We start from the raw sequence: 24,533 nt of genomic DNA on the forward strand, positions 1-24,533 counted from the left end.
GGAAGGATTCTATTGACCAAACCCCAGTATATGGTATAATGTGCGAGCAGGAAGGTGTTCACAAGCACCTTCCTTTCCTTGTCTTCAAAGCACGTGTTACGAAAGGAGAGAGCGAATGCCGGAAGAAGACGCGATCCAATTATCCGTTATTCAGGATTACGTTGAGTGCTTGCGTCAAGCAACAGCCGTTTCAAAAATTCACAAAGGTTATTCATTTGACGGGAAATACTTGATATACGAGTCGTCAAGCGAAACTCCCGTTTACGTGCTTCGCACCGCTCCATTGAAACAGCTCGAACGCAAACGGGGCGAGTTTGAGGCGGTTCGGCACGTGTACGCGTTGGGTGTGAAAACTTCGGAGCCAATCGCGTTCGGGACGATGGAACCTCATGAGCTGTGCTATATGGTGCTGCGTTACGTCGAGGGGGAAGATGCGTTCGACGTTCTTCCATCGCTAACGGAGGAAGAACAATACCGCATCGGATTAACTGCAGGCCGGGAGCTGCGACTGATGCACCAATTAGAAGCGGCTGCCGATTTGCAGCCATGGCACATTCGTCAAACCGCCAAATACCACCGTCAATTCACGGGTTACAGGGATTGCGGCATCAAACTGCCAGAAGAGGACACCGTCGTCGCCTTTATTAACGATCACCTCCCGCTGATGGCCGGCCGCCCGAATCGCTTTCAGCATGACGACTTTCATGCGAGCAACCTGCTCGTTCATAACCGCCGGTACGCCGCAGCCATCGATTTTAACCGCTTTGACTGGGGCGATCCGTATCACGATTTCTTGAAAATCGCTTATTTTAGCCGTGAAGCCAGCATCCCGTTTTGCATCGGGCAAATTCACGGATATTTTGACGGGAACATCCCGGAACACTTCTGGCAATTGTATGCCTTATATACCGCCATCATCCTCTTCCCCAGCATCACCTGGACGCTTAAAGTCGTACCGCACCAACTCGATTCCATGCTTGCGCGGATCCGCATCATTCTGGAGGATCACCGCAATTTCGAAAGCGTAGTGCCCTCATGGTACACGTCAAACCCTATAAGGCTGTAAAATGGTTCAAAAAAAAGCCTATGGACGATGTCCAAAGGCTTTTTGTATCGCTATTTGTTCCCTCGTGTAAATCACGATTGCTTTCTCAGCACAAACAGCGCCGGATGAAGCCCCTTTAAATGGAGCGTCATCGTTTTGGAGCAGTCCAGCTCGGCACGCTCTGCGGCGGATTGTAGTGCAGCTTCCGCATCGGTTAAGCAAATTGCGCTGCCGTCCATTTTCAGCACCCGTTTCATCTCACCGAATAATTCGAGATACAGCTCGAGTATGTCTTCGTTCGCAGCGATTTGCTTGCCGAACGGCAAGTTGGTGACGATTTTGTCGACGCAACCGGCATCGATCGGCAGACTCCGGGCGTTCCAATGATGGATTTTGGCCCTCTCGCAATGGCCGATGTTTTCCGCAGCGCTGGCCACGGCTTCTCTGGATAAATCGCCGCCCTCCACTCGAAGGTACGGGTAGGTGAGACGCTCGGACATGATCGTCCCAGAGCCGCAGCACGGGTCAATGAATACGTCGCTCCTTTGAGGATCGGACAGCCACACAAGCGCATGAGCCACCGTGGGGCGCAGTGCGGCCTGAGTGAATCTTCGCTCCTCTCCCCGGAATCGATACGAGGCGTCGGTCAGTCTTACGGCGAGCACAGCTTCGTCATGCTGAACATCCATCCGGAATTCCACTTCGTGCATCCCGGTTTCGCAGGGTCGAAAACGGGAGTTACGCTTCCCAATTCCCCGTGCCGCCGCTTCCGCTGCCTCGAAACGGGAATACGTATGCTTGCCGACGCGGCTTGCGTTGACTTTAAAACGGGTCGTGCCTATACGATTCGCCTTGATCCAAGATAAGTCCAAACGGGAGATTTCCTGCTCGATTCCGGCCAAATGCAGCTTATGCAGGCCAACCTGGAAACGATGAATCCATTGGTACAAATTATCCGCCGTCCTCAGCACCATGAGCGCTTCTTCGGGCAGTCCCGAGGCAAAATAAACTTTGCCCCGCTCCGTGAATTCAATATGCGCACCGGCGAGTTTCGCCCGAATTTCATGTGCCAACACCTGTTCCAACCCCGGCAATACGGTTGCAATGTATCGTTTCATAGCGTATATACTCCTTCGTATTTGATATTTTGGGCATAAAAAAAACGCAAATGAACAAAGTTCATTCGCGTCTCCTATGCGACCAAACAAGGCATTGCCGTTTAGCAAGCCCGGAAAAGAGCGTGATTGAATATACCGTTCATTGACTGCCGACCGCATGAAACAAGCAACGGAAAGCTGAGCCCGGGAAACATGCGTTTGGGCCCTCTCATGCAAATCGTGTTATTCAGTTGATTATCAACCGATAACCGCTGTCAAAAATACGGACATCATCATCAACGCACTCATTCCTCCATCAATACGAATATGCAACATTATACCATCGATCGGTGAAATTAGACAACGCCAAGAAGCGGCCATAAGTCATGTCATGCAGTGCTCGTTGCTCTGGTTGCCCTCGTTGCTTCGGTGTATCCAAGCTTCGCTCTCCGCCGGATTGGAATGGATGATGGCTTGTGCGATATGGACCGGATCCGTTTCGCGGATCGCGTAAATTCGCGGCGGTCTAGGTATGCGTAAGCTTGTATGGTCATGAAAAACCTGCGTCACTAACGTCCCTAGCGCAATGTCGTTTTGGTAAATCACACTGCGGCACTGCTTGACGACGCTGCCGATGGAATCATGATTTGGATCGATTCCACCATTTCATCATGAAAAATCCAGTCAATATGCATCCTGCTACGATAAACAAAATCTTTAAATATTGTTCTACAAGGCTGAAGACATAATGCCACTGTTCCCCGAAAACATATCCGATGGCAAAGAAATCCATAACCCACAAGCAAGTGCCCAAATATGCATAAATAACGACCGTACGAAACGGAACGCGTATGATCCCTATGAAATACCCGATAAATTGCCGGATTCCGGGAATAAAAAAGCTGATGAGCAGCAGTTTGTTTCCGTATTTGTCGTAATAAAGGCGCGTTTTCTGCACCAGGGACGGCTTCACCGATAGCCACTTGCCGTACCGGTCGATCAGCGGCATGCCCAGCTTATAACCGATACCGTACGTGATCGTGACGCCCAAGATCGCTCCCGTCAAAGCCGCTAAGATTGCAGGCACTATATCCATTATGCCTTTATACGCTAAATAACCGGTATAGGTCAAAGTACTGTTGCCCGGTGGAATGGGCAGCACGATAAAATCCAAAGGAAGTCCGATCAACAGCACGAAATAACCGTATTGTTCGAACAATCGTTCTACTATGTGTATCAGGTTCATAGGTTCCCCTCGTTCATTTCATTGTTGTGCGCCACTTCTTCCAGTGTACTCTGAAAAGGTTAAGCAAAAGTAAAACCCTTGCATCAACAATGTATAAGATTATCTTAACATTACCTTAACTCTCCACGGCGGGCTTTTCTGGATGAACGATAAAAAACCGAAATGCTCCTCTCGCAAGGTGCACTTCGGTTTTCTCCGAAACCTCTAATTTGTTTTATGCATGGAAGTCTTGCCCCGCACGAACTTCCTTGATGTGGCCGGCACGGATGACGAAATCGCCGAAGTGCTCACCGTCGCGCCGCTCTTTCGCATACTGAGCGAGCATCGGCTTCAAGGAATCCAATATTTCCTGCTCGCCGATGTTTTCCTTGTACAGCTTATTCAACCGCTCGCCGGCAAACCCGCCGCCCAAATACATATTGTATTTGCCGGGCGCCTTGCCCACGAATGCGATTTCGGCCAGAAACGGACGTGCGCAGCCGTTCGGACAGCCGGTCATGCGGATGACGATGTCCTCGTCTCGCAGTCCGACTTCTTCAAGCATCGGCTCGATTTTGGACAACAGCTCTGGCAAGTAACGCTCCGATTCGGCCATCGCCAGTCCACAGGTCGGAAGCGCGACGCAAGCCATGGAATTTTGGCGCAGCGCCGAATTTTCAACGCCGTCGGTCAGTCCGAATTTCTTGGCCAGTTCGTCGATCTTTTTCTTTTGCTGCGTGCTCACGCTGCCGATAATGAGGTTCTGGTTCGCGGTCAGACGGAAGTCGCCGTTATGGATTTTGGCAATCTCACGCAACCCGGTCATCAGCTGATGCTGACCCTCGTCTTTCACGCGGCCGTTTTGAATGAACAACGTCAAATGCCATTTATTGTTGCTGCCCTTCACCCAGCCGTAGCGGTCGCCGTTCGAATCGAAATGATACGGGCGCGGCGCTTCCAGCTTCCAACCGAGACGTGCATGCAATTCGCCAATGAACCAGTCGATGCCGCGATCGTCGATCGTGTATTTGAAACGCGCATGCTTCCGAACGGAACGGTCGCCGTAGTCCCGCTGGATAGTGACCGTCTTCTCCGCTAAGTCGGTAACTTGCTCCGGTGTAATAAAACCGATCACCTGCGCCACTTGCGGGTACGTCTTCGGATCACCGTGAGACATTCCCATGCCGCCGCCTACCGTCACGTTGAAGCCTTGCAATCGCCCGTCTTCGACAATGGCGATGAACCCCAAGTCTTGGGAGAACACATCCACGTCGTTCGAAGGAGGGACGGCTATGCCGATCTTGAACTTACGCGGCAAGTAGACCGGCCCGTAAATCGGCTCCTGTACTTCGTTGTCGCGGCTGTCGATTACTTTCTCTTCGTCGAGCCAAATCTCGTGATACGCGCGCGTATGCGGATCAAGATGCTTGCTTACGCGGGAAGCCCACTCGTAGACTTCGGCATGCACATCCGACTGGTGCGGGTTCGGATTGCACATCACGTTGCGGTTCACGTCGCCGCAGGCGGCTAGCGTGCTGAGCAGCGCCTCGTTCACTTCCTTGATCGTCTGTTTCATGTTCCACTTGAGCACACCGTGCAATTGGAACGACTGTCTTGTCGTCAATCGAATCGTACCGTTCGCATACTTCTGGGCGATCCGATCCATCATCAGCCATTGATCCGGGGTTACAACCCCGCCGGCTGCGCGTACGCGCAGCATGAACTGATACGCCGGCTCAAGTTTTTGCTTTTGGCGCTCGTTGCGAAGATCCCGGTCGTCCTGCATGTAACTTCCGTGAAACTTCATAAGCCGGTTATCGTCTTCGGGGATGGAACCGGTAATTCGGTCCTCAAGCGTTTCCTTGAGGCTCCCCCGCAAGTAATTGCTTCGGCGTTTAATATCTTCTACGTCGCTGTGCGGCGCACTGTTCGGTGAAAGCAAATTATTATCTGACATGCTGGCTATCTCCTCTCGCGATCTTCGGGACTTGTGCTTAGTAGACGTCCCGCTGATAACGGTTGTCCTGTTGCATACGGCTTAAGTATTCCGCTGCTTGCGCCGCGCTCATGCCGCCCTCTTGTTCGAGGATGGCGGCAAGCGCCGCATGAACGTCATGCGCCATTTTCTTCTCGTCGCCGCAGATGTAGACATAAGCGCCTTCCTGCAGCCACTGATAGAACTCGCGGCTCTTTTCCATCATGCGATGCTGTACATAGACCTTCTTATCGGTATCGCGCGAGAACGCGACATCCATGCGAGTCAGCACGCCGTCCTTAAGCCAGCGCTGCCATTCGGTCTGATACAGAAAATCGGTGGAGAAGTGCTGATCGCCGAAGAACAGCCACGACTTGCCCTCGGCGCCGGTCTCTTCCCTCTCGGCAAGAAAAGCACGGAACGGTGCAACCCCGGTGCCGGGCCCGATCATAATGATTGGCGCGTCGGCGCTCGCCGGCAGCTTGAAATTCGGATTATGTTGAATGAACACCGGCAGCGCCGTTCCCGACTCGGTGCGTTCGGCCAGATGAACGGAGCAGACGCCATAGCGTTCGCGTCCATGAGCCTCGTAACGCACCGCGCGAACCGTGAGATGAACCTCGTTCGGCGTCGCTTTCGGCGAACTCGAAATCGAGTACAAGCGTGCCGGCAGCTTGCGAAGAATCGCGACGAACTCGGCGGCCGAAGCCCCTTTCAGCGCAAATTCCTGCACCAAATCCAGCAAATCGCGGTCATGGATATATGATTTCAAATCTTGCTCGCGTCCAGCCTCAAGCAGCTCTTGAAGCTTTTTGCTGGAGGTCAGCTTTGCCGCTTGTTCGAGCAGCGGTTTCGTCAGCACGGTAATTTCGTAATGGCGGAGCAGCGCTTCGCGCAAAGGCCGTTGATCGCCGTTTTTGTTGACGGGAACCGGCTCATCCGCTTTCCAGCCCATCGTTTCGATCAATTTATCAACGAGGCGCGGATGGTTTTCCGGATATACCCCCAAGCTATCGCCCGGTTCATACTGGAGATTCGATCCTTCCAGAGAAATTTCGATATGCCTTGTTTCCCGGTCGGATCCGCGTCCGTTCAAGTTCAAATTATCCAGAACTTCCGCCTGAAACGGATTCGACCTCGAATATTCCGACTCCGTCCCGCCGGTTACGGCATTAGCTACGGCAGTTGCTGTTGCCGGAGCCGCCGATGCCTGGCTCAATGCATTCACGACCTGATTCATCCACTCGCCGGCCGTTTCTTCAAAATCTACATCGCAATCGGCGCGGGAAACGAGCCGTTTGCCGCCCAAGTCTTCCAGACGTTTGTCGAAATCTTTGCCCGTCTGGCAAAAGAATTCATAAGACGTATCGCCGAGCGCAAGTACGGAATAGCGCAGTTCTTCCAGTTGCGGCGCCCTCTTGCTGTGCAGAAACTCGTAGAAGGTAACGGCGTTATCCGGCGGCTCTCCATCTCCGTGCGTACTTACGATGATCAAGAGGTTGTGAACTTTCTTCAGATTGTTCGGCTTAAAATCTTTCATCGACGCGATCGTCACTTGGCAGCCGCGTTCCTCCAGCTTTTTGGTAACCTTCTTCGCCAGCCCCTGCGAGTTGCCGGTTTGAGATCCGAAGAGAACCGTCACTTCCGGAGCGACAGCCGGCGCATCCGCCGCCGGAACGGCTGACGGCGCAGAACCTGCGGCAGACCCCGCCGCTCCCTGGAGCGCTGTCAAATATCCGCTCAGCCAATTGCGCTGCGATTCCGACAAAGTAGGCAGCAGCCGATTCAACAATTCGACCTGTTCTTGATTAAAAGGACTGTTCGTTACTTGAAGTTCCAACAATATCCACCCCACGTAGTCATTCTGCATATTCGCTTTCTTGAAACTATCACAACTATCAGATCGGATCAAATCATATGATTTTATAGGTTCTATTAGTAATCGTAATAAAACACGATTTGAACCGATCGATGTTCTGACGAAAAAAACTTGTCACCTCGCGGGTCAACAAGTTCTCCCCTATCGTTCCTTATGTATGTGCGGTGCCGTTACCTGGAACGGATAATAAATGCACATATTTCACATAAGTTTAGTATGATTAATTGCATTATACATGGCGATGGTGCGAATGTACATACCCGAATGTCTAGATTTATTACATTTAATCCTCCGTGTTCGTCCAGCACTCAAAAAAAGGGAACGTCCCGCTTGCCCGCATCCTTTAGGCTGCGTGCGCACGAATCGTTCCCTGATCTACTTTTTATGCCCATTCGGCCGGATGGCGACGCGCCAGTTCCTCAATCGCATGCCCTCTACCCGACGCTTCCAGCCATTCGGCGTACTTCTTTAAATGCCCCTTGGCGTGGAACGGTCCCCCTTCTTTCATGACCGTCCAGAGCGGGTCGACGTCATGCTTCATTGAATTCATCATGTCGTCGTGCCAATCGTTTAACCGGTACACCGCTTCCATGCACACATCCCGTCGTTCCTGAGCCAAGTTCACCTGTTCATGCGGGTCTTCTTTGATATTAAACAGCATTTCTTTATCGAACAAATGATATCCGTCATGATAAGTGCGAATATACAGCCAATCGCCGAATCGGACGCTGCGCTGGCATACATGGGCGCATTGCGATACGACAAGCGCCTCGCGCCCGCATTCCTTTCCTTCCAGGATTGCGGGCGCGTAGCTTTGCCCGTCCCAGCTTTTCATCGGAGGACGCTGGAACAATTCCGCAAGCGTCGGTCCGAGATCGAGATGGTAATGCAGACCGTGATCGACATGACCTTGCTCTGCCCCCGGCCAACGGATAATCATCGGAATCCGGCACGTTCCCTGATCGGCCGTGCCATGTTCGCCGTAAATGCCAAGCTCGCCCTGGTTCTCGCCGTGATCGGCGGTAATGATAATCGCGACTTCATCCATGACGCCGGCCTCTTCGAGCAAGGCAAAGATGGCTCCGATCTGATCGTCGATATAACGGATCGCCGTATCATAACCGTCAATCATTTGACGCAAGCCCGATTCATCTTTGATTTCGCCAGGATGCCGAGGAAACTTCGGTAGCGTGCGGTTATTGTACATATTAATTTCGCTGGCGCTATGCGGACCGACCTTTTGCTTATGCCGTTCCAACACTTCCGCCGTAATCCAAGCCGGTAGCGGATCGTTCTCGAACGGGTTGCCATACGAAAGCGGTGCTCGGTATGGCGTATGAGCATCCCAGTAATTCACATAAAGGAACCAATTATCTTGCGCAGCGTTATTGCGGATCCACTCGGTAACGACGGGGGTCACGACTTCCGCAGACTCCATTCCCCCTAGGCCGGTGTTGAATATTTCGTTAAATCCGGCATTAAACGTCCAGGCTGCATGCCGCTCAGCGAACGGGCTGATCAGCGAAGTTTTGAATCCGGCGTTCCGAAGCAGCATCGGCAAGCACTCGCGGCCAGTCAAATCTCTGAACTTCCGTTCGGGACCGTCATGCCTTACATCGGCCGCTGTGCCGCCATGCCCGACCACTCCGTTATGTATGCCGAAACGGCCCGTCATCAGCGCAGTGCGCGACGGGAAACATGGCGCATCGGACGTATAATAATTGGTAAACGTGACGCCTTGTTCGGCTACTTGATCGATATGAGGCGACGTATTGCGGTGATATCCGTAGCATCCGAGATGGTCCGGTCTCAAGGAATCCAGATCGAGCAGCAAAATCCTCATCGATAATCTTTCCCTTCTATTATTATTGTAGGAATTGAAACGCAAGCCGAAGAAATTAACCATAGTTTATACAATCCGTGCGCATCGTGGAATATCATTATGTATTAGGCGGCTTGTCATTATGTCGGTATTTTAATAAATATGAATTTGGGTGTGCGGCAGGCAAGTACAACGGTTCATAAAATTAACCAATTTCCATATACGTCATACAATAAACTTAGGTTCAATCGAAAAGAGGGAATGCGCCATGGGTATGCCGGAAATACCAAGTGGAAAAAACAGGCCCAGCCTTGAAGAAGCGGGCATTGATTTGTTAGAATCCATCGCTCTTGAAGAAATGGCTATCGCTCACCTCGTGAATGCTGAAGCGGAAAATGTTCAGGCGTTTGTTGGCAAACATTTGAATTTCCCGACAGATCCTACGAATGACCAGATTATTACGTTCAATGTGACGATTGGCCGAATCATGGAGACGCTGATGTTCAAAGAGCTGTTCCTGCTTCGCAAGCTGGAAACCATAAGCGCGTTAAAATCACAAAATAATGATGGGGAATAAGCATCATGGAACATACAAGCCGTCAGCAGAGCGTTTTTCAAAAACTGATGCAAGCCGATACCGCGCTGGATTTGGCCATGGTCCATTTTATGGAGCAATATGTCCAATGGCTCATTGCGGTGAAACGGAACCGAGGTATCCATCCGGCGATCGGCACAGGAATAACCAACCTCTTGCTGTCACTATCAACCATCCAAAACATACAGCTTCAAAAAAATAAAATGTACGCTTCGCTGCTTGGAAATGAATCACGGCATTATATGTCGGTCCGGCTTCGGAAAACGGGAACTGCATTGGAGCCAAGAATTCACCGATTGCTGCATCCGTTCAAAACGCTTATCGCCGATTTCGACCCGGGCATGTTCCCGAGCGCGCTATACTATCTCAGCGAGATACACCGGTATTACGCTAAGAAAAAAAAGCTGTTCCCCCGAGCAAACTCCCCTTCTTCGGCACCCTGGATCAATCCGTCGATGAAAATAATCAGCTGCTAAAGTTTATAAGCTTCGTGTTTGCGAGCGTGTCCCCCACTTCATCCTCTGGATGCCTGGGTGTGCGGGTATGCGTTCGTCTGCGGGGCTGTTTTGCCGTTTCTTTTGGGAGCGAATAGCATCCGATGATGCGCGGCCCAACAAAATAATCGGCCTTCGACCGATATTCCTTCATCATTCGCCCTCCGTCGCAAGCCAAACCCTGCGTGCAAAAAAAGACGCTGCATTATTTATGCGGCGTCTCTAGCTGTCCGGTAGACTTGTTGTTCTCATTATACTATGGAACGGACAACTTGAAAATGACGAGACTCCGCCCTTGTCTCGAACACATTTCTTGACGCTGCATGGCGCCCAACGCTTGTCCAGAAAAATTCCTTTCCCCTTGTTGGACAAAGTACTGACAAACGGCCGTCCATGAAGTATAATTTCATCATTGTCCATTAATTATGAAATGTTATTTTACAGAAACATTTTGCTGGCGCTATCATTATTTCTTCGAGAGGATCTGCTGCAATGAAATTCAAAGATTTTCATCCCAACGTCAAGATTCGGCTGCTTGAAAAGTTTATTTCCGATGTGATCGGCGGCATGGTTTATCCGTTTATGGCAATTTATTCGGCAGAGCGACTGGGAAGCGGCTTAACCGGAGCGCTGATCATGATCAACGTCGCCGTCGGTTTTTTTGCCGGTTTCTACGGCGGTTACTTCGCGGATATCGCAGGACGAAAAAAAGTAATCGCTTTCGCAGAGGTGTTGCGCCTTGCCGCCATCACGTCGATGGCTCTAGCCAATATTCCAGGAGCGATTCCCCCGGTCACGGCTGCCTGGATCACGATGGCGATGATGATGCTGGGCAGCATCTGTTCCGGCTTGTCGGATCCAGCCTCGACCGCGATGCTGATCGACGTTACCCCGCCGCAGCACCGGCGGTTTATATACGGCATTACATATTGGACTTCCAATTTATCGGTCGCGGTCGGCGGCATTGTAGGCGGTTTTTTCTTCAGTCATTATTTATTTGAAATTTTCGTCACGCTGGCTTTCGCTTCGCTGCTTTCCGTCATTCTCGTGTTGTTCTTCATTACGGAAAGCCGGCCTGCATCCGGGAAGTCCTTCGCGGTGAAGAAGCCCCGCCTTGTGGCTGACGTGGCGCAAAATTATAAGACGGTCGCCCGGGACACTCCCTTCATGCTTTTCACTTTGGCGACCATGCTTGTGCTTTCGCTGGAGTTCAACTTGACAAGCTATATCAGCGTCCGTCTGAACGACGAGATGCCCGCGCAGGCGTTATCGCTGTTCGGCTATACCGTGCCGGTGAACGGAGTCAGCATTCTTGGCATTTTACGGACGGAGAATACAGCGTTAGTCGTATTGTTCGCGATTTTCGTCAACCGTCTTATCGACCGCAATGGAGAAAAACAATCATTTTTCACCGGACTGTTCATCTTCACCGCGGGATTTCTGACGATTTCCTACAGCAACCACGGCTGGACGCTCATTGTGGCCATGCTGGTCGTAACGATCGGCGAGCTGATGAATGTTCCCGTCAGACAAGCCTATCTTGCCGATCTGCCGCCGACCGAAGCAAGAAGCTCCTACATGGCGATGTTCAATCTCGTTTATCGCGGCGCGATGATGATCGCCGGGCTGAATATCACGCTCGGCACCTTTTTGCCGAAAGAAATGATGGTGTTCATGTTCGCGGCGACGGGACTTTCCGGCATATGGATCTACTCGCGAATTATGCCGCAGTTGGATAGGCGGCGATCCATCGCTCGGGATGAATCTACGACGCAATCGATCGCGATGTAGATCAAGAGAGATGCTCACGCATTACCATTCGACATCCGTTGACATTTGGTGTTGAGATATGGCGAATGGAGGAGTATGATGGTTTTATTGTTTTTTAAAGGAGCGATAGACACATCATGCAGAAATTATCTCGAATCCAGTCCTTCTTCCTCATTACATTCCTTGTTGCGGTGTGGGGCGCTTCCTGGCCGATTTATAAAATAGCGCTGGCGTATACGCCACCTCTACTATTCGCAGGAATGCGCACGCTGCTGGGCGGCCTTATGCTGGCGGCTTTATTATATCCTAGAAGGAACCTGATCCGTTGGAAACAAAATTGGCCGGTGTATTTGATTTCTTCCGTCTTTAACGTCATTTTATTTTACGGGCTGCAGACGGTCGGGTTGATGTACATGCCATCGGGCCTGTTCTCCGTTCTGGTTTATCTTCAACCCGTGCTAGTCGGGATTTTTGCCTGGCTGTGGCTCGGTGAACCGATGACGGCTTCCAAAATCGTCGGGTTGATCATCGGCTTTCTCGGCGTCGCGACGGTGAGTGCCGGTGGCTTCTCCGGTCATATTGCAGCCGTCGGCATTATCCTCGCGCTGATCACGGGACTCAGTTGGGCGCTCGGCACCGTATACGTGAAAAAGGAGAGCGGCCGCGTCGATTCCTTGTGGCTCGTCGCCTTTCAATGCTTCGTCGGGGGGATCGTCCTGACAGGAGCCGGTTCTTTATCAGAAGGCTTTGAGTCCATCGTTTGGAACGTTCCTTACGTATTCGGCCTTGTCTTTGGCATCGTGATCGGGATATCGGCATCCTGGGCCGTTTATTTTAAGCTCGTGAAGTCGGGCGACGCCAGCAAGGTTGCTTCTTATACGTTTCTCGTTCCACTGATTTCGGTGTTCAGCGGCACGCTGTTTTTGAAAGAGCCCTTTACCGTCAATTTGGTCATTGGGCTGGTCTTAATCGGGGTAAGCATCTATTTGGTCAACCATAAATCCGCGGCGCTGAAGCAAGCAGCGGCGATGCCCAATATGATGAATCAATCGAGCTCCTGATCCGTTCATCCATCCGAATAATGGCTCGTTACGCTGCCAGCCGCTGAGCCACACTTATGCAGCAAAGGCATCCAATCATTGAATTGAATTGGATGCCTTTTTCATGTCTGTTAAAGGTCTCTATTCCTAACGGAATGGGCAAAAACCAGCATTGACCACTCTGGTCAATACTGTTATTATGCAGTTATGCGTTGACCAATGCGGTCAATCTAATTTCTGGAAAGAAGGAAATATGATGTTCTCCAAATTTTTAAGTTTGGAACCGGAAAAACAAGAACGGATTTTAAACGCGGCAATGAAGGAATTCGCGCAAAAAGGGTATAAAAATGCGTCTACGAATGAGATCGTAACCGAAGCGAACATCTCTAAAGGTTTGCTGTTCCATTATTTTAACAACAAAAAAGATTTGTACTTATATTTGTACGATTACATTCTGGATATGCTGATCCGAGAATTTTTCGAAAAAATCCGCTGGGATGAAAACGATATATTGATGCGGCTCCGGCATTACTCCGAGCTTAAAATCGAAATCATCAAGAAACATCCGGAAATGTTCAATTTCACCCTTTCGGCTTATTTGGAGCAATCCGCTGAAATCAAGCACGAGCTAAATCGTCGAAACAAAGACCGCGCGGCCGCTTTATACGATCGATTATTCGTCGATTTCGATACGTCAAAATTCAAAGAAGGCACGGATATTCAGCGGGCGATTCAAATTATGATATGGACATTCGAAGGATTTTCGTCCAGGGAACAGCAAAAAATAAATTCCATTACATTTGACCAACACTATTACGATGAAGTCATGGCCGATCTGGATCAGTATTTGGATGTGCTTCGTAAGACGTTTTACCGCGAAATGTAATGATGGGAGCTGATGATTATGGTAAATATGATCAAAAGCTTTAACGAATTGACCCCTGAGTATCGCGCCTTTGCAGGCGGTAAGGGCGGAATGCTTGCTTTAATGTACCAGCAAGGGTATCCGGTACCGGAAGGCTTCGTCGTGTTGCCGAAAGCCTTTCAAGACGGAGAACTCCGCCCTTCCGCCTGGACTGAGATTCAAGCTCGCTTGAACACCATTCGCAGCCGCAACACCACAGCTCGGTTCGCTGTCCGATCTTCCGCGTTAAGCGAAGACTCGGCTCAGGCATCATTTGCCGGTGAATTTGAAACGGTGCTGAATACTTCAACGGACGAATCAGTCAGAGACGCCATTGATACCGTATACGCATCGCGTGAATCCGAACGCGTGAAAGCTTACAGCATCGTTCAAGGCATCGATCAATCGCATCAAATCGCTGTCGTCGTTCAGCTAATGGTTCCGTCCGAAATATCCGGCGTCTTGTTTACCGCCGATCCCGTGACCGGCAGCTATCGAACCATGACAGGCAATTACGTGTACGGTCTCGGCGAACAGCTAGTTTCCGGCGAATCCAATGCGGAATCTTTTTCATTCGCGAGACCTAAGGGAATTTATAACGGTCCGAACGCGTTAAAACGATACGCAAACCAGCTGTTCTCCATCGCGGCTAAGCTTGAAAAAGATTTAGACGGTCCGCAAGATATAGAATGGGCTGTTGCCCGAGGCAAATTATACATTCTTCAAGCACGGCCTATAACAACATTGTCTCCGGGTAACCCGGATACGTTCGAATGGAACGATTCGCTGACTGGCGATTTCTTATGGACCAATACCAACGTAGGGGAAGCTATGTCGGATGTATTCACACCGCTCAGCTGGTCGATCATCCGAATGCTTGATGAAGAACAAAGCCCTCTTCCCGGATACTATTTGATGTCCGGCAATATTTGCGGGAGAGTGTATTCGAATATAAGTATTGCATTATCCCTGTACCCGGTATTCGGTAAAGATGCCAAGTCGTTGTTGAAAAAAATGAGCAACGTCTTCGGTCAATTTCCCGAAGAAGCAACGATCCCAGTGTTCCCTTTTACACGATACGGACTAATCAAATCCATGGTACCCAAAATTATGTATCGCATGAAGAAAATGCGTGATGCGTTTGCCTCGATACCGGATCATCTCAAGGAAACGCCCGACTGGTGCAAGGAAATGACCGTGCACATCGGAAACGCGCAAACGAAAGAACAACTGCTCGAAATATGGAACAATCAACTGTATCACGCTAATATAAAAGCACTATGGGTGGCGCTTGCCGGCGGCCGTAAAATTGTCGTGTCCTTCAAGCTTAAAGAAAAGCTTTCCCAACTTGTAGGATCCGAAGACGCGACTACGTTACTCTCCAACCTTCGAGGAACTTCGGGACTTGCCAGTCTGGGGCCTCTTGTCGGGATTTCGAAGATTATAAAAGGACAGATGAGCCGCGAGCAATATTTGATGCAATACGGGCACCGCGGGCCTCATGAATTCGAACTGTCCATCCCGCATCCGGGGGAAGAACGTAGCTGGCTGGAAAAACAAATAGCGGAATTCCAAGAGTCGAATACGGATGTAGAGACGCTTCTGGCGAAACAGCATGCACAATATGAGGAAGCGTGGGAAAGAGTACTACGTCGATATCCAGACAAAGCCGATCGGATAGCCAAGAAAATCGCGCAAGCCGCCGAATATGGCCGTCTTCGCGAAGCCGTACGTTCCGAATGGACGCGGGTGCTCCGGGTGAATCGCGCTTTTGCGCTAAAAGCTGGAGAGTTTGCGGGAATCGGGGAAGACATCTTTTTTCTTTACCTGAGCGAAGTGCTGCAGGTGCTTGCCGGCAATGAGTCCGCGGTAAAACATATTCCCGCCAGACAAAACACGTACGAACGATACAAGTCCCTACCGCCCTTTCCGTCGATTATCCGGGGACGATTCGATCCGGCCAATTGGGCACAGGACCCGAATCGCAGGCTTGACTTCTATGATCCGTCCATTCCGGCAACAATGGCTGATTCCGTAACGCTAACCGGTTTTGCCGGCGCTGCAGGAAAAATCGAAGGTTGCGTTCGCGTTCTGAGCCAACCGGAAGAAGGAGAACAGCTGCTGCCCGGCGAAATATTGGTTGCCTCGACAACGAATGTGGGATGGACCCCTCTCTTCCCTCGCGCCGCGGCGATCATAACCGACATCGGGGCACCGTTGTCACATGCCGCCATCGTAGCGCGCGAACTCGGCATTCCGGCTGTTGTCGGCTGCGGCAATGCTACGGCCAAACTTAGAACCGGGGACCGGGTTATCGTTGACGGGGCACAAGGCAAGGTGCATATCATACCAAATTAACTCTCTGCAAATAAAAAAATGCCTCCGGCAAGTCTGCTAGCGCAGTCCCGGAGGCATTTTCTCATACAAACGAATCAGTATAAATTGTTAAAGAACTGGTTAAACCAATCGTAAGGATTTCTTGTCTCCCTTTGATTACCCGAATCCGATTGATCGTTCCGATTGCGGTCACGGTCCTGGTAGTACGGAGGCGTATACGAATCGTTATAAGATGGTTGTTCTACGGCAGGTGCCGGCTCTTTGGCCGGTTTTGGCGTTTCCTTCACCGGCGTCTGCGAATCCGTATTGCTCTGCCGGTCGCCGCCGATCACGTCGCGCGCCGTTACGAACGTTTCATCCCAAATGCTGCCCTTAAAATCGGAAATCGTTACGCCAATGCCGACTTTGTACGTGTGAAGCAGCTTGCCGTTCCCCATATAAATCGATACATGGTTGATCGTGCCGTCCCGGTCTGTGTCGGAGAACACCAGATCGCCCGGCTGCAGTTCGCTTTTCTTCACTACTTTTCCGACTTTCGATTGCTGTCTGGACGAGCGCGGCAGTTCTATTCCGTTTTGCTTGAAAACATATTGTGTAAACGAGGAGCAGTCAAACGCATCCGTTCTTCCTGCATCGGCTCCATGCAAATATCGAACGTTCATATATTGCTTTCCTGTCGATATAATATGATCGGCCACGGAAGCTTTGGAAGCTACTGCGGCATGAGCGGATTGCGGCGCAACCGCTACCGTTCCGGACACGGCCAACAGCAAGCTGAAACTGATTCCCATGACGGTTTTAGTAATTCGTTGTTTATTGGTATTCATCTATGTGTCCCTCCTAGTTAATCGCTTGGTTTGGGTGATGCGCTACAACCACGATAACATAGTTTTTGCATCCATAAATTGTTACAATGGACACAAACCCTGCGTCCTTCTGGTATAAACCGCTATTATTAGAAAACGATTAGAAAGTCAATCGACAAATTAACTTGACAAACATAATCCATTGCAGTTCTAGCCAACCGCAGAAGGAATTACGTGAATCAGCCACCAGAATTTCGACTTATATATAGTAAGAAACGCTTCTGCATCGAAGCATTCGATGAAAAAAAAGACATCCGAATATCGAATGCCTTCTTCCAAATCGACCGTAGGTCGTTATTTTGCTTTGGGTGCTAGAGCGGCCGCGATGTATTGACTGACGTCCGATAGCAGATCTTTGTGATCGAATGAGCCTTTTTGAATGACGCTTTTCACAAAACCGTTCAGTTTCAGCCGGTCCTCGGATGTGATTGTTTTTGCCGTACATACGATGATCGGTATACTGCTCCATGCCTCCTGCTTGCGCAGCTCCGCTACGAATTGAAATCCATCCATCTCCGGCATCATCAAGTCTAACAAGATCAATTCCGGCACTTCCCGCTTCATACATTCCAATGCGATGCGTCCGTTTCCTGCCTGTGTGACGGAATACCCTTCCTTTTCGAGCAGCTTGGCCATCATTTCACTTGTAGTCGTATCGTCCTCAATCACCAGAACGGAATGATCGGCCCGATTCGGAACATATTTGTTCATCACCTCAATGAGCCGATCGCGTTGAATGGGCTTTGCTACAAACTCGGATGCCCCGAGCGTATAACCGAGCTGCCTGTCGCTCGTCATTGACCAGATGACGACGGGAATGTCCGCCAGTTCCGGATCGCTCTTGAGCAGCGACAACACGCTCCAGCCATCCATGCTCGGCATGAGAATATCCAGACAAATCACTTTCGGGCGAAGTTTCTTCGCCAGTTCCAGCCCTTGCGGTCCGCTATCGGCAAATGCCAGCGTCCATCCTTCTTTGGCCAAATACCGGCGCATCAATTGTTGATTGAAAGGTTCGTCATCAATGAGCAAAATGCTAACCTCGCCCGGATTGCCTTCAAATACCGGTTGCGAGGATGGCTTCTCCGCATCGAGGGTTTGCCCAGGTGGGGCTATCGGAAGCCAGCACGTAAACGTACTGCCGGCTCCATACTCGCTTTCCACGAAGATGTCGCCGCCCATAATGTTGCAAAAGCGCCTGCTGATCGCGAGTCCCAACCCGGTGCCGCCGTATTTGCGGGTTGTCGAGGCGTCAGCCTGCGTAAACGGCTGGAACAGCTTCTCCACTTGATCCGGGGTCATCCCGATTCCGGAGTCCTTGACTTTGAAGCTGTACCCCGCGGTGTCCTCTCTCGTTTCGTGGGCAATCTCGCACTCGATTGTGCCGTTTTCCGTAAACTTGCTCGCATTGCTGAGCAGGTTGAACAATATTTGCCGCAGTTTCGTTACATCGGTGATCATGTCGCTGTCAATACTGCGAATATCCAACCGGTTCCCGTTTTTCTCGATCAACGGCCTCGCCGTACTTGCCACATCTTGGATCAATGCGTTCAATTCGCAGGTCTCGTAATAGATTTCCATTTTCCCGGCTTCAATCTTCGATATATCCAAAATATCGTTAATGAGCGCAAGCAGATGTTTCCCCGACTTGTTAATTTTGCCGAGGTCCTCGACGAAGGTCGGTTCCCCCAAATCTTCCGCTTCCTCGATCAGCATTTCGCTGTACCCGATAATCGCATTGAGCGGAGTCCGCAGCTCATGACTCATATTGGCCAAAAACTGGCTTTTGATCATATTCGCCTTGATCGCCTCATCATGCGCTTTTTCCAGCTGTGCCGTACGCTCCTGAACCAGCTGCTCCAAATTTTCGTTCAGCATCCGCAGTTCCTGATTCATGACATAAATTTCATGCGCTTTTTCTTGAATTTCCGAGTCTTTGGAAGAAAATCGTTTGGAGATAAATATGCCAAGCAAAGACAAGCCGAGCGTAAATAAGGTACCGCCGGAAATAAAGTAAGCAAGCAGCTTTTGATCGAGCATCGTACCTGTCGATAACGTCATTTTACCGTCCATGTGAAAACTTGCGGCCGCCATCCCCGTGTAGTGCATGCCGACAACCGCGGCGCCCATAATGAAGCCGCTCCCCAGCTTCTTCCATACTTCTTCTCCTTGTTCCCCATCCTTGCGGAAATAGAACGCAAGCCATAAGGCGGCAACGGACGCAACAAGAGCAATGACGATGGAAAGCGCGAAATAGAACGGATCATATGTAATATCGATCTGCATCGCGGCCATTCCGATATAGTGCATAGCCGATATGCCCGTCGCAAGCAGCACGCCGCCTCCGAGCAATTGCCCCGGCTTCAGGCGATGGCGCCCAACGATAAACAACGCGATGAATGACGCGATCACCGCGGCCAAAATGGACAACAGGACAAGCCTCAAATTATACGGGACCTGGACGGATAACGTAAAGGCGAGCATGCCGACAAAATGCATCGACCATATCCCCATCCCCATGGCGACGGCCCCGAATAAAGTCCACAGCAGCCGCCTGATTCCCCTGGCCGTGCTGATTCTTCCTGCCAAATCAAGAACCGTGTACGAAGCCACAACGGCTACGACATACGAACAAAACACAAGCACCACATCGTAAGAACCATGAACATGTTCCAACGGACAACCCACTTCCCCTCTTCATGTACCCACTTCCTGCTGAATCCCGACTTTAAAACCGTGTTCAACCGTATAGGTCTTTCGACTATATATCGGCATTTGCTTGCCGTTTTTTTAATTGTTTTTTGGAAACATATGTACGGAACACCCGGACCGCTTCTCCACATTTGCGAGGTAACAGCCTTCTTCTTCGAAGGCGAATTTCCTTTTTGAAAAATACAGAAAAGCCCATCCCGATAAGGATGGACTTCCAGGTAAGGAACCGAAACAGCCGTATGTAAATTTTTCGTTGATGCTTCACCTGTTGGCCTTCACAAAGACGGGCCGGCGCAGCTCCATCCAGACGTCACCCGAATAAACCCGATCGGTGTAAAAGCGGGAGTCCGACCGATGGAGCTTATGGTTTCCGTTGACAGGATCGACGGCGCTCGGGAAGAAGAGCATTCTGGCGCCGGCGGGCGTCACTTCGAAGCCGGGCGGCTGCTGCAGAACGATGGTGCTGCCGCCTTCTATTTTTTCGATTCGCATGCCGTAACCGGAACGGTCGGGAAACTCTGTGCGCAGCCACGCGCCGTTAAGCGAGCCGTCGTCCGGAAGCTTGCCGTCGACCGTCAGCGTATTCGCCGTCGTTTTGTTAAGCGAGCCTTCCGCACGCAATACCTTCCGTTTAGAGTCGGGCAACCCTTGAACGTTAAAATCTCCGGCACGGATCATACCTTGGCCGTATACGTAACCCCATAACACGCTGCCGGTCGACGATTCCTTGCGAACGAAGGCTATTTTACCCGAGAAGCGCATGCCCGCGACTATTCGTTCTTTCGTATCGTCGCTGATGTATATCGTGTCGGTATACCGCTCCGTTTCAATCACAGCCGCCGCCGTCATATCGTCCGTTTGATTCTGGATTAGCCAAGTAACCGAACGAAGCAGCGGCGTCTCTTCTTTTCGCCACGTTTCATAAATTGCGCCATAACGGGTCGCTTCCCCGGAACTGACCACATGCCTGCGATACAGATGCCATGCGGGAAAATCATCGGCTTTGGCCGGATCGTTGCCGCTTCGGCGGATCGACGGGATTTGCGAGAAGATGACTTCTCCGCCTGGTACTCCGTTCATATAAGCTCCTATGCTCGAACCGCTTGACGCTCCCGTCCAAGTAAATTGGAAGTCGGAGCTGCCGTCTCCCGTTTGCGGCGATCTCATTTTATCCCGGTAGAACGATAACCCTTGTTCCTTGCCGATCGTCTTCATATAATCCTGGACCGTGCCGTCGTGACCGGTTAAAGGCAGCGATGCGCTCATCTCCGTGTCCTCATCCTCCGACGAGTGCATGAACAGCTCATGTGCCTGCCCTCCCTTTAGCCGGCTCACGTCCACCGCATAAGAGCGGTTCCCTTCGATCTGCACAAGCATGAGCAGACGCCGCTTGACCTCGGCTTGGTCGCGGGCCGGGCCCGGCTCGGAGGCTTCGATCAACTGCACCTGCTTCTTGCTGGCATCGCCCGGATCGTAAGCAAGCAGCGAAGGCCGCGTGAACAAACTTTGCGATTGCTTGTAAGGCTCCGCGTCTTTGGACCAGACCCAAGGAGCGTTATGGTATACCGTATCCATCGAAAAGTAACGGTTCGGCCCCTTCGGGTAACCGGCGTCAGGCAGCATTTCCATACCGGCTCCCCATAAGATGAGCCCCAGATGATTGCCGTGGTAATGTCCCGCCGTGTAAGGCAGTCCTTCGGACAGCGGCGGAAACGTCAGATGGACTTGTGTCGCACTTCGCTCATCGCCATGGGTCAGCGCAAAGTGGCCGAAATGCCACAGCTCGATATTTTTCAGTTTGTTTTTCAAAATCGGCGAAACTTCACTCGGATCTTTGGGCCACGTATCATGTAAAGCGACAGGCGCGCCGGTCGGAAACGACATGATGCTTGCGACTTCTTTGGATTTGGCCAGAATCGGGTATCTCACAGACAAATCGGTCCGGTCTAGACGGCCGTAGCGGGAATCGATATACCCCTCCGGGTCTTGATACGATTCTTTGAGCAGCTGGAACGCTAGCAGCGCATTGGCCGCGACCTGGTTGTTGTACGACGGCGTTCCTTCCTGCCACATGCCGTCGGCATGGAACTGCCGTCCGCTGAACATCGTATCGGCCCACGGCAAAAATAAACGTATGATGTCCGGGTCTCCAAGTACGACCGCGGCTCCGAATGCGTTGCGCAGCCCATATGGTACAATATTACTGTAATATTCATCGTTGCACAGATTATACAGATCGAGTACGGCGGACCGGATCCATCCTTCCACAAGATCGCGCGACGAGATTCCCAGCTTCGCGTCGAGCTGCTGCCACGCGCCGGAATTGTAAATCATATCGTACCCGTACAGCACGTCCATCGGTATGTATTTGCCGTGCGAGTGAAATAAGTCGTTATCTTTAATCAGTTTGGGCACGTCGGGATGGCCGCTGGCGAATTGAACCATAATCAAGATCGCCCGGCGGGCGTATGCTTCGTCCTTCGTTTTACTGTACATCATAGACAACCGGCGGGCCATCGCTTCATATTCCGTATGATCGTCCACGTATTTCCGTTTCGCGGCATCTGCTTGAGCGGCGGCTACAAGCTCATTTTCATCCATCCGCATCAAAGGGGCGATGGCCTTCCGAATATCCGCTTCGGTTTCTTTGGCGATCGGCGCCCACTGCCACGAAGCGAACATCTTGGCAAGATCGCCCGCGACCGGATGCTTCACCCGTGAACTGTCGTATTTGCCGATCCTCTCCTGCCACTGCGGACGTCTCTCGACTGACGCTTCCGCAAACCAGACTTTTCCCGGGCCGGCGAGCTGAAATTGCACTTTGACGCTGTCGGCTTCCTTCGGCGCGATGAAATAAGCGCGCAACCTTGTGAATTCCGTATCCCGTTCGTGCACGGGGCTCTCGAACCGGATCGGCGTCAGCGACTTCGTCAGCTCCTGTTCGTTTTGGAGCGGTGTGACAACGGTCTTCACCGCCGACTTGCCGGTTTTCAAGCCGTCGGCTTTCATCCATACATCGACGACGTACGGCATTCCGCCGGAAACCGGATAATGCTTCCAAATGGCTCCTTCCGCCGAAGAAAGAGCTTCCATGCGAATGGCCGCGCCTGCTCGATGTATGGTCTGGGGGTCCTGCGCGATGTCCATGCTCCCCCTGGCGATGATCTTCCGCCAGCTTCCGTCGTTAGCGTTCACCGCACCGTCCCCCAGCTGCATTCGTTCCGGAACTTTGCCCGTGCCGGGGCCTGGGTCAGTCCCCTGCCCTGGAGTCGTATTTTTTTGCCGCAAGCTATCCGATCTCATCGCCGGAGCAACGACCAGCAGCGCCGCAAATAAGAGCACGAACCCGGCTATGGCCGCAAGCCTCATGTATCCCACTCCCTTCCTTGCTTTATCGCCGCTGCTGAATGGTAAGCCGTGCTGTCTCGCGCCGGCTTTATTTTTTGAAAGCCGCCACATCTTTCGACGCCGTTTCCTGCGCTTCGCGCAGCGCCGTAACCGCATCCTTCGTACCTGCGGCCATATCGGCAAAAGCGGTGTTCATTCTTTTCGCGATGGCGTCGTCGTACTTCGTCACGAATGACGGGGTAGGCCGCTTTTGCGGAAAGAAAGCGCTAACATTTTTCCCTCTGAAATTTCTGCCGCTTGCCGCATCGGCAGTTTGACCGAACGCTTTAATGACCTCAGGCGTTCGCACGATCGGCAGCGTTCCGCTCTTGGAAATGTTCATTTGGTATTCGTCGGAAGTTAATGCCATTAATATTTCGAAGGCTTGATCTTTATATTTGCTTGTGCTGGAGATGTTCATAAAGGTCGAATAATTTTGCGGTCCCACTCCGGGCGCTTCTTTAAAGGTAGGCATGCTGACCATGTCCCAGCTGTCGAAATCCCAGCGGCCGATCTGGTACGCCATCATCGCAACGTTCTTTTCTTTCATGAACATATCGGTCGTCGCTTTCTCGTTGCCCGGAATTTGCACAAAACGCGTGAAATTTTCCATGAACAGCTTAAACTTGTCGTCGGAGACGGTGACGCTTTGCGTTTTCGGATTATAGTAGGAAAGCGACAGTTGATTCGTATTGTACATGAATGGGTAGCGGGTGGCGAAGCCGTAATACGGCGTGCCGCCATCGGTGCGCGTCAGCTTCTTGGCCAGCTCGTACGTTTCGTCCCATGTCATGCCGTCCTTCGGATAAGGGACGCCGAACTTGTCGAAAATGTCTTTATTGTAAAAGAGCGCTACCGGGGTGCTGCTTACCGGGAAGCCGTAGATCGCGCCGTTGCCGAACAGCTTTTGAAATTCGATGGCCGACGGCTCAAGCCGGCCGATGTCATATTTATTTTTAGCGATCAGGTCGGACATGTCGTACAGCAAGCTGTTGTCTGCCAGCACCGGATACGAGTAAATGGAGGAAATGATGAGGTCGATGGGTTGCCCGGAAATCGCCAGCTCGGCGGGCGTCGTTCCTTTGCCGGTCGCGATGAATTTAATCGTGACATGTGGAAATTTCGCCTTTATTTCTTTGCCGATGTCGCTTTCCATGAACGCTTCCGCGGTTGCGCCCGCATTGGAGACGTTGTAAACGACCAGTTCTACCGGTTCTTTGGTTTTGGTGCCGGCCTGTGGCGCTTCCTGAACCGGCTTGTCGCCGCCGCTCTGAGAGCATGCCGTCGCAAGCGAAAGCGAGAAAAGCAGCATGGTTACGGATGAACTTGCTCCCAATAAACGATATCTTTTCATTGCTTAGTCCCCCTATTGATATATAGTTGGC

Annotated in this window: 17 protein-coding genes; 7 read left to right on the top strand and 10 right to left on the bottom strand. The window is 51.3% G+C overall.

Annotation, left to right across the window (positions count from 1 at the left end; all coding sequences use genetic code 11):
* Nucleotides 1-115: 115 nt before the first annotated feature.
* On the top strand, nucleotides 116-1,066 hold the full coding sequence (locus ACFQI7_RS14395) for an aminoglycoside phosphotransferase family protein (protein ID WP_218097614.1): 951 nt from the start codon (nucleotides 116-118) through the stop codon (nucleotides 1,064-1,066).
* Nucleotides 1,067-1,137: 71 nt separating this feature from the next.
* On the opposite strand, the gene ACFQI7_RS14400 is transcribed toward ACFQI7_RS14395, so the two are convergent.
* The 6 genes from ACFQI7_RS14400 to ACFQI7_RS14425 all read right to left on the bottom strand — a co-directional run bounded on the left by ACFQI7_RS14400 (nucleotide 1,138) and on the right by ACFQI7_RS14425 (nucleotide 9,064).
* Nucleotides 1,138-2,163, bottom strand: coding sequence for a methyltransferase domain-containing protein (locus tag ACFQI7_RS14400; RefSeq protein WP_218097615.1), 1,026 nt, complete (start codon nucleotides 2,161-2,163; stop codon nucleotides 1,138-1,140).
* Between the two features lie 363 nt (nucleotides 2,164-2,526).
* Nucleotides 2,527-2,748: a DUF6022 family protein gene (locus ACFQI7_RS14405; protein ID WP_218097616.1), complete on the bottom strand. Its 222-nt coding sequence runs from the start codon at nucleotides 2,746-2,748 to the stop codon at nucleotides 2,527-2,529.
* A gap of 34 nt (nucleotides 2,749-2,782) precedes the next feature.
* Nucleotides 2,783-3,388 carry a DedA family protein gene (locus ACFQI7_RS14410; protein WP_218097617.1) on the bottom strand — a complete coding sequence of 202 codons (606 nt, stop codon included), beginning with the start codon at nucleotides 3,386-3,388 and terminating at the stop codon, nucleotides 2,783-2,785.
* 214 nt (nucleotides 3,389-3,602) lie between these two features.
* A complete protein-coding gene (gene cysI, locus ACFQI7_RS14415; protein ID WP_218097618.1) occupies nucleotides 3,603-5,324 on the bottom strand; it encodes an assimilatory sulfite reductase (NADPH) hemoprotein subunit in 1,722 nt (573 codons plus the stop codon).
* Nucleotides 5,325-5,361: 37 nt separating this feature from the next.
* The gene (locus tag ACFQI7_RS14420; protein WP_218097619.1) at nucleotides 5,362-7,182 is read right to left on the bottom strand and encodes an assimilatory sulfite reductase (NADPH) flavoprotein subunit; all 1,821 of its coding nucleotides are present in this window, start codon (nucleotides 7,180-7,182) and stop codon (nucleotides 5,362-5,364) included.
* 421 nt (nucleotides 7,183-7,603) lie between these two features.
* Nucleotides 7,604-9,064, bottom strand: a complete 1,461-nt coding sequence (locus tag ACFQI7_RS14425; protein WP_218097620.1) for a sulfatase-like hydrolase/transferase — start codon at nucleotides 9,062-9,064, stop codon at nucleotides 7,604-7,606.
* Nucleotides 9,065-9,311: 247 nt separating this feature from the next.
* On the opposite strand from ACFQI7_RS14425, the gene ACFQI7_RS14430 reads away from it, so the two are divergent.
* From ACFQI7_RS14430 to ACFQI7_RS14455, 6 genes are all read left to right on the top strand, one after another.
* Nucleotides 9,312-9,620 (top strand): hypothetical protein, encoded by a 309-nt coding sequence (locus ACFQI7_RS14430; protein WP_218097621.1) that lies wholly within the window; start codon nucleotides 9,312-9,314, stop codon nucleotides 9,618-9,620.
* Between the two features lie 5 nt (nucleotides 9,621-9,625).
* Nucleotides 9,626-10,114 carry a hypothetical protein gene (locus tag ACFQI7_RS14435; protein ID WP_218097622.1) on the top strand — a complete coding sequence of 163 codons (489 nt, stop codon included), beginning with the start codon at nucleotides 9,626-9,628 and terminating at the stop codon, nucleotides 10,112-10,114.
* A 510-nt stretch (nucleotides 10,115-10,624) separates the two neighbouring features.
* Nucleotides 10,625-11,923 carry an MDR family MFS transporter gene (locus tag ACFQI7_RS14440; RefSeq protein ID WP_218097623.1) on the top strand — a complete coding sequence of 433 codons (1,299 nt, stop codon included), beginning with the start codon at nucleotides 10,625-10,627 and terminating at the stop codon, nucleotides 11,921-11,923.
* A gap of 116 nt (nucleotides 11,924-12,039) precedes the next feature.
* The gene (locus tag ACFQI7_RS14445) at nucleotides 12,040-12,963 is read left to right on the top strand and encodes a DMT family transporter (protein ID WP_218097624.1); all 924 of its coding nucleotides are present in this window, start codon (nucleotides 12,040-12,042) and stop codon (nucleotides 12,961-12,963) included.
* Nucleotides 12,964-13,195: 232 nt separating this feature from the next.
* Nucleotides 13,196-13,828, top strand: coding sequence for a TetR/AcrR family transcriptional regulator (locus ACFQI7_RS14450; protein WP_377516994.1), 633 nt, complete (start codon nucleotides 13,196-13,198; stop codon nucleotides 13,826-13,828).
* Nucleotides 13,829-13,846: 18 nt separating this feature from the next.
* Nucleotides 13,847-16,204, top strand: a complete 2,358-nt coding sequence (locus ACFQI7_RS14455; protein ID WP_218097626.1) for a PEP/pyruvate-binding domain-containing protein — start codon at nucleotides 13,847-13,849, stop codon at nucleotides 16,202-16,204.
* Nucleotides 16,205-16,278: 74 nt separating this feature from the next.
* Here the strand turns inward: ACFQI7_RS14455 and ACFQI7_RS14460 are convergent, their stop codons facing one another.
* The 4 genes from ACFQI7_RS14460 to ACFQI7_RS14475 all read right to left on the bottom strand — a co-directional run bounded on the left by ACFQI7_RS14460 (nucleotide 16,279) and on the right by ACFQI7_RS14475 (nucleotide 24,502).
* Nucleotides 16,279-17,010, bottom strand: coding sequence for a C40 family peptidase (locus ACFQI7_RS14460; RefSeq protein ID WP_218097627.1), 732 nt, complete (start codon nucleotides 17,008-17,010; stop codon nucleotides 16,279-16,281).
* A gap of 333 nt (nucleotides 17,011-17,343) precedes the next feature.
* Nucleotides 17,344-19,725 carry a response regulator gene (locus ACFQI7_RS14465; RefSeq protein ID WP_218097628.1) on the bottom strand — a complete coding sequence of 794 codons (2,382 nt, stop codon included), beginning with the start codon at nucleotides 19,723-19,725 and terminating at the stop codon, nucleotides 17,344-17,346.
* A 297-nt stretch (nucleotides 19,726-20,022) separates the two neighbouring features.
* On the bottom strand, nucleotides 20,023-23,130 hold the full coding sequence (locus ACFQI7_RS14470; protein ID WP_218097629.1) for a heparinase II/III family protein: 3,108 nt from the start codon (nucleotides 23,128-23,130) through the stop codon (nucleotides 20,023-20,025).
* 67 nt (nucleotides 23,131-23,197) lie between these two features.
* Complete coding sequence (locus ACFQI7_RS14475; RefSeq protein WP_218097630.1) at nucleotides 23,198-24,502, bottom strand: ABC transporter substrate-binding protein; 1,305 nt, start codon at nucleotides 24,500-24,502, stop codon at nucleotides 23,198-23,200.
* Nucleotides 24,503-24,533: the final 31 nt, after the last annotated feature.

This window comes from Paenibacillus allorhizosphaerae, from assembly GCF_042659105.1.
Classification (GTDB): Bacteria; Bacillota; Bacilli; order Paenibacillales; family NBRC-103111; genus Paenibacillus_G; species Paenibacillus_G allorhizosphaerae.

Excerpts from the sequence above, each read along its gene's own strand:
- ACFQI7_RS14395 (WP_218097614.1), top strand. The coding sequence starts at position 116 with ATGCCGGAAGAAGACGCGATCCAATTATCCGTTATTCAGGATTACGTT.
- ACFQI7_RS14400 (WP_218097615.1), bottom strand. The coding sequence starts at position 2,163 with ATGAAACGATACATTGCAACCGTATTGCCGGGGTTGGAACAGGTGTTG.
- ACFQI7_RS14410 (WP_218097617.1), bottom strand. The coding sequence starts at position 3,388 with ATGAACCTGATACACATAGTAGAACGATTGTTCGAACAATACGGTTAT.
- cysI (WP_218097618.1), bottom strand. The coding sequence starts at position 5,324 with ATGTCAGATAATAATTTGCTTTCACCGAACAGTGCGCCGCACAGCGAC.
- ACFQI7_RS14425 (WP_218097620.1), bottom strand. The coding sequence starts at position 9,064 with ATGAGGATTTTGCTGCTCGATCTGGATTCCTTGAGACCGGACCATCTC.
- ACFQI7_RS14430 (WP_218097621.1), top strand. The coding sequence starts at position 9,312 with ATGGGTATGCCGGAAATACCAAGTGGAAAAAACAGGCCCAGCCTTGAA.
- ACFQI7_RS14435 (WP_218097622.1), top strand. The coding sequence starts at position 9,626 with ATGGAACATACAAGCCGTCAGCAGAGCGTTTTTCAAAAACTGATGCAA.
- ACFQI7_RS14440 (WP_218097623.1), top strand. The coding sequence starts at position 10,625 with ATGAAATTCAAAGATTTTCATCCCAACGTCAAGATTCGGCTGCTTGAA.
- ACFQI7_RS14445 (WP_218097624.1), top strand. The coding sequence starts at position 12,040 with ATGCAGAAATTATCTCGAATCCAGTCCTTCTTCCTCATTACATTCCTT.
- ACFQI7_RS14450 (WP_377516994.1), top strand. The coding sequence starts at position 13,196 with ATGATGTTCTCCAAATTTTTAAGTTTGGAACCGGAAAAACAAGAACGG.
- ACFQI7_RS14455 (WP_218097626.1), top strand. The coding sequence starts at position 13,847 with ATGGTAAATATGATCAAAAGCTTTAACGAATTGACCCCTGAGTATCGC.
- ACFQI7_RS14460 (WP_218097627.1), bottom strand. The coding sequence starts at position 17,010 with ATGAATACCAATAAACAACGAATTACTAAAACCGTCATGGGAATCAGT.
- ACFQI7_RS14470 (WP_218097629.1), bottom strand. The coding sequence starts at position 23,130 with ATGAGGCTTGCGGCCATAGCCGGGTTCGTGCTCTTATTTGCGGCGCTG.
- ACFQI7_RS14475 (WP_218097630.1), bottom strand. The coding sequence starts at position 24,502 with ATGAAAAGATATCGTTTATTGGGAGCAAGTTCATCCGTAACCATGCTG.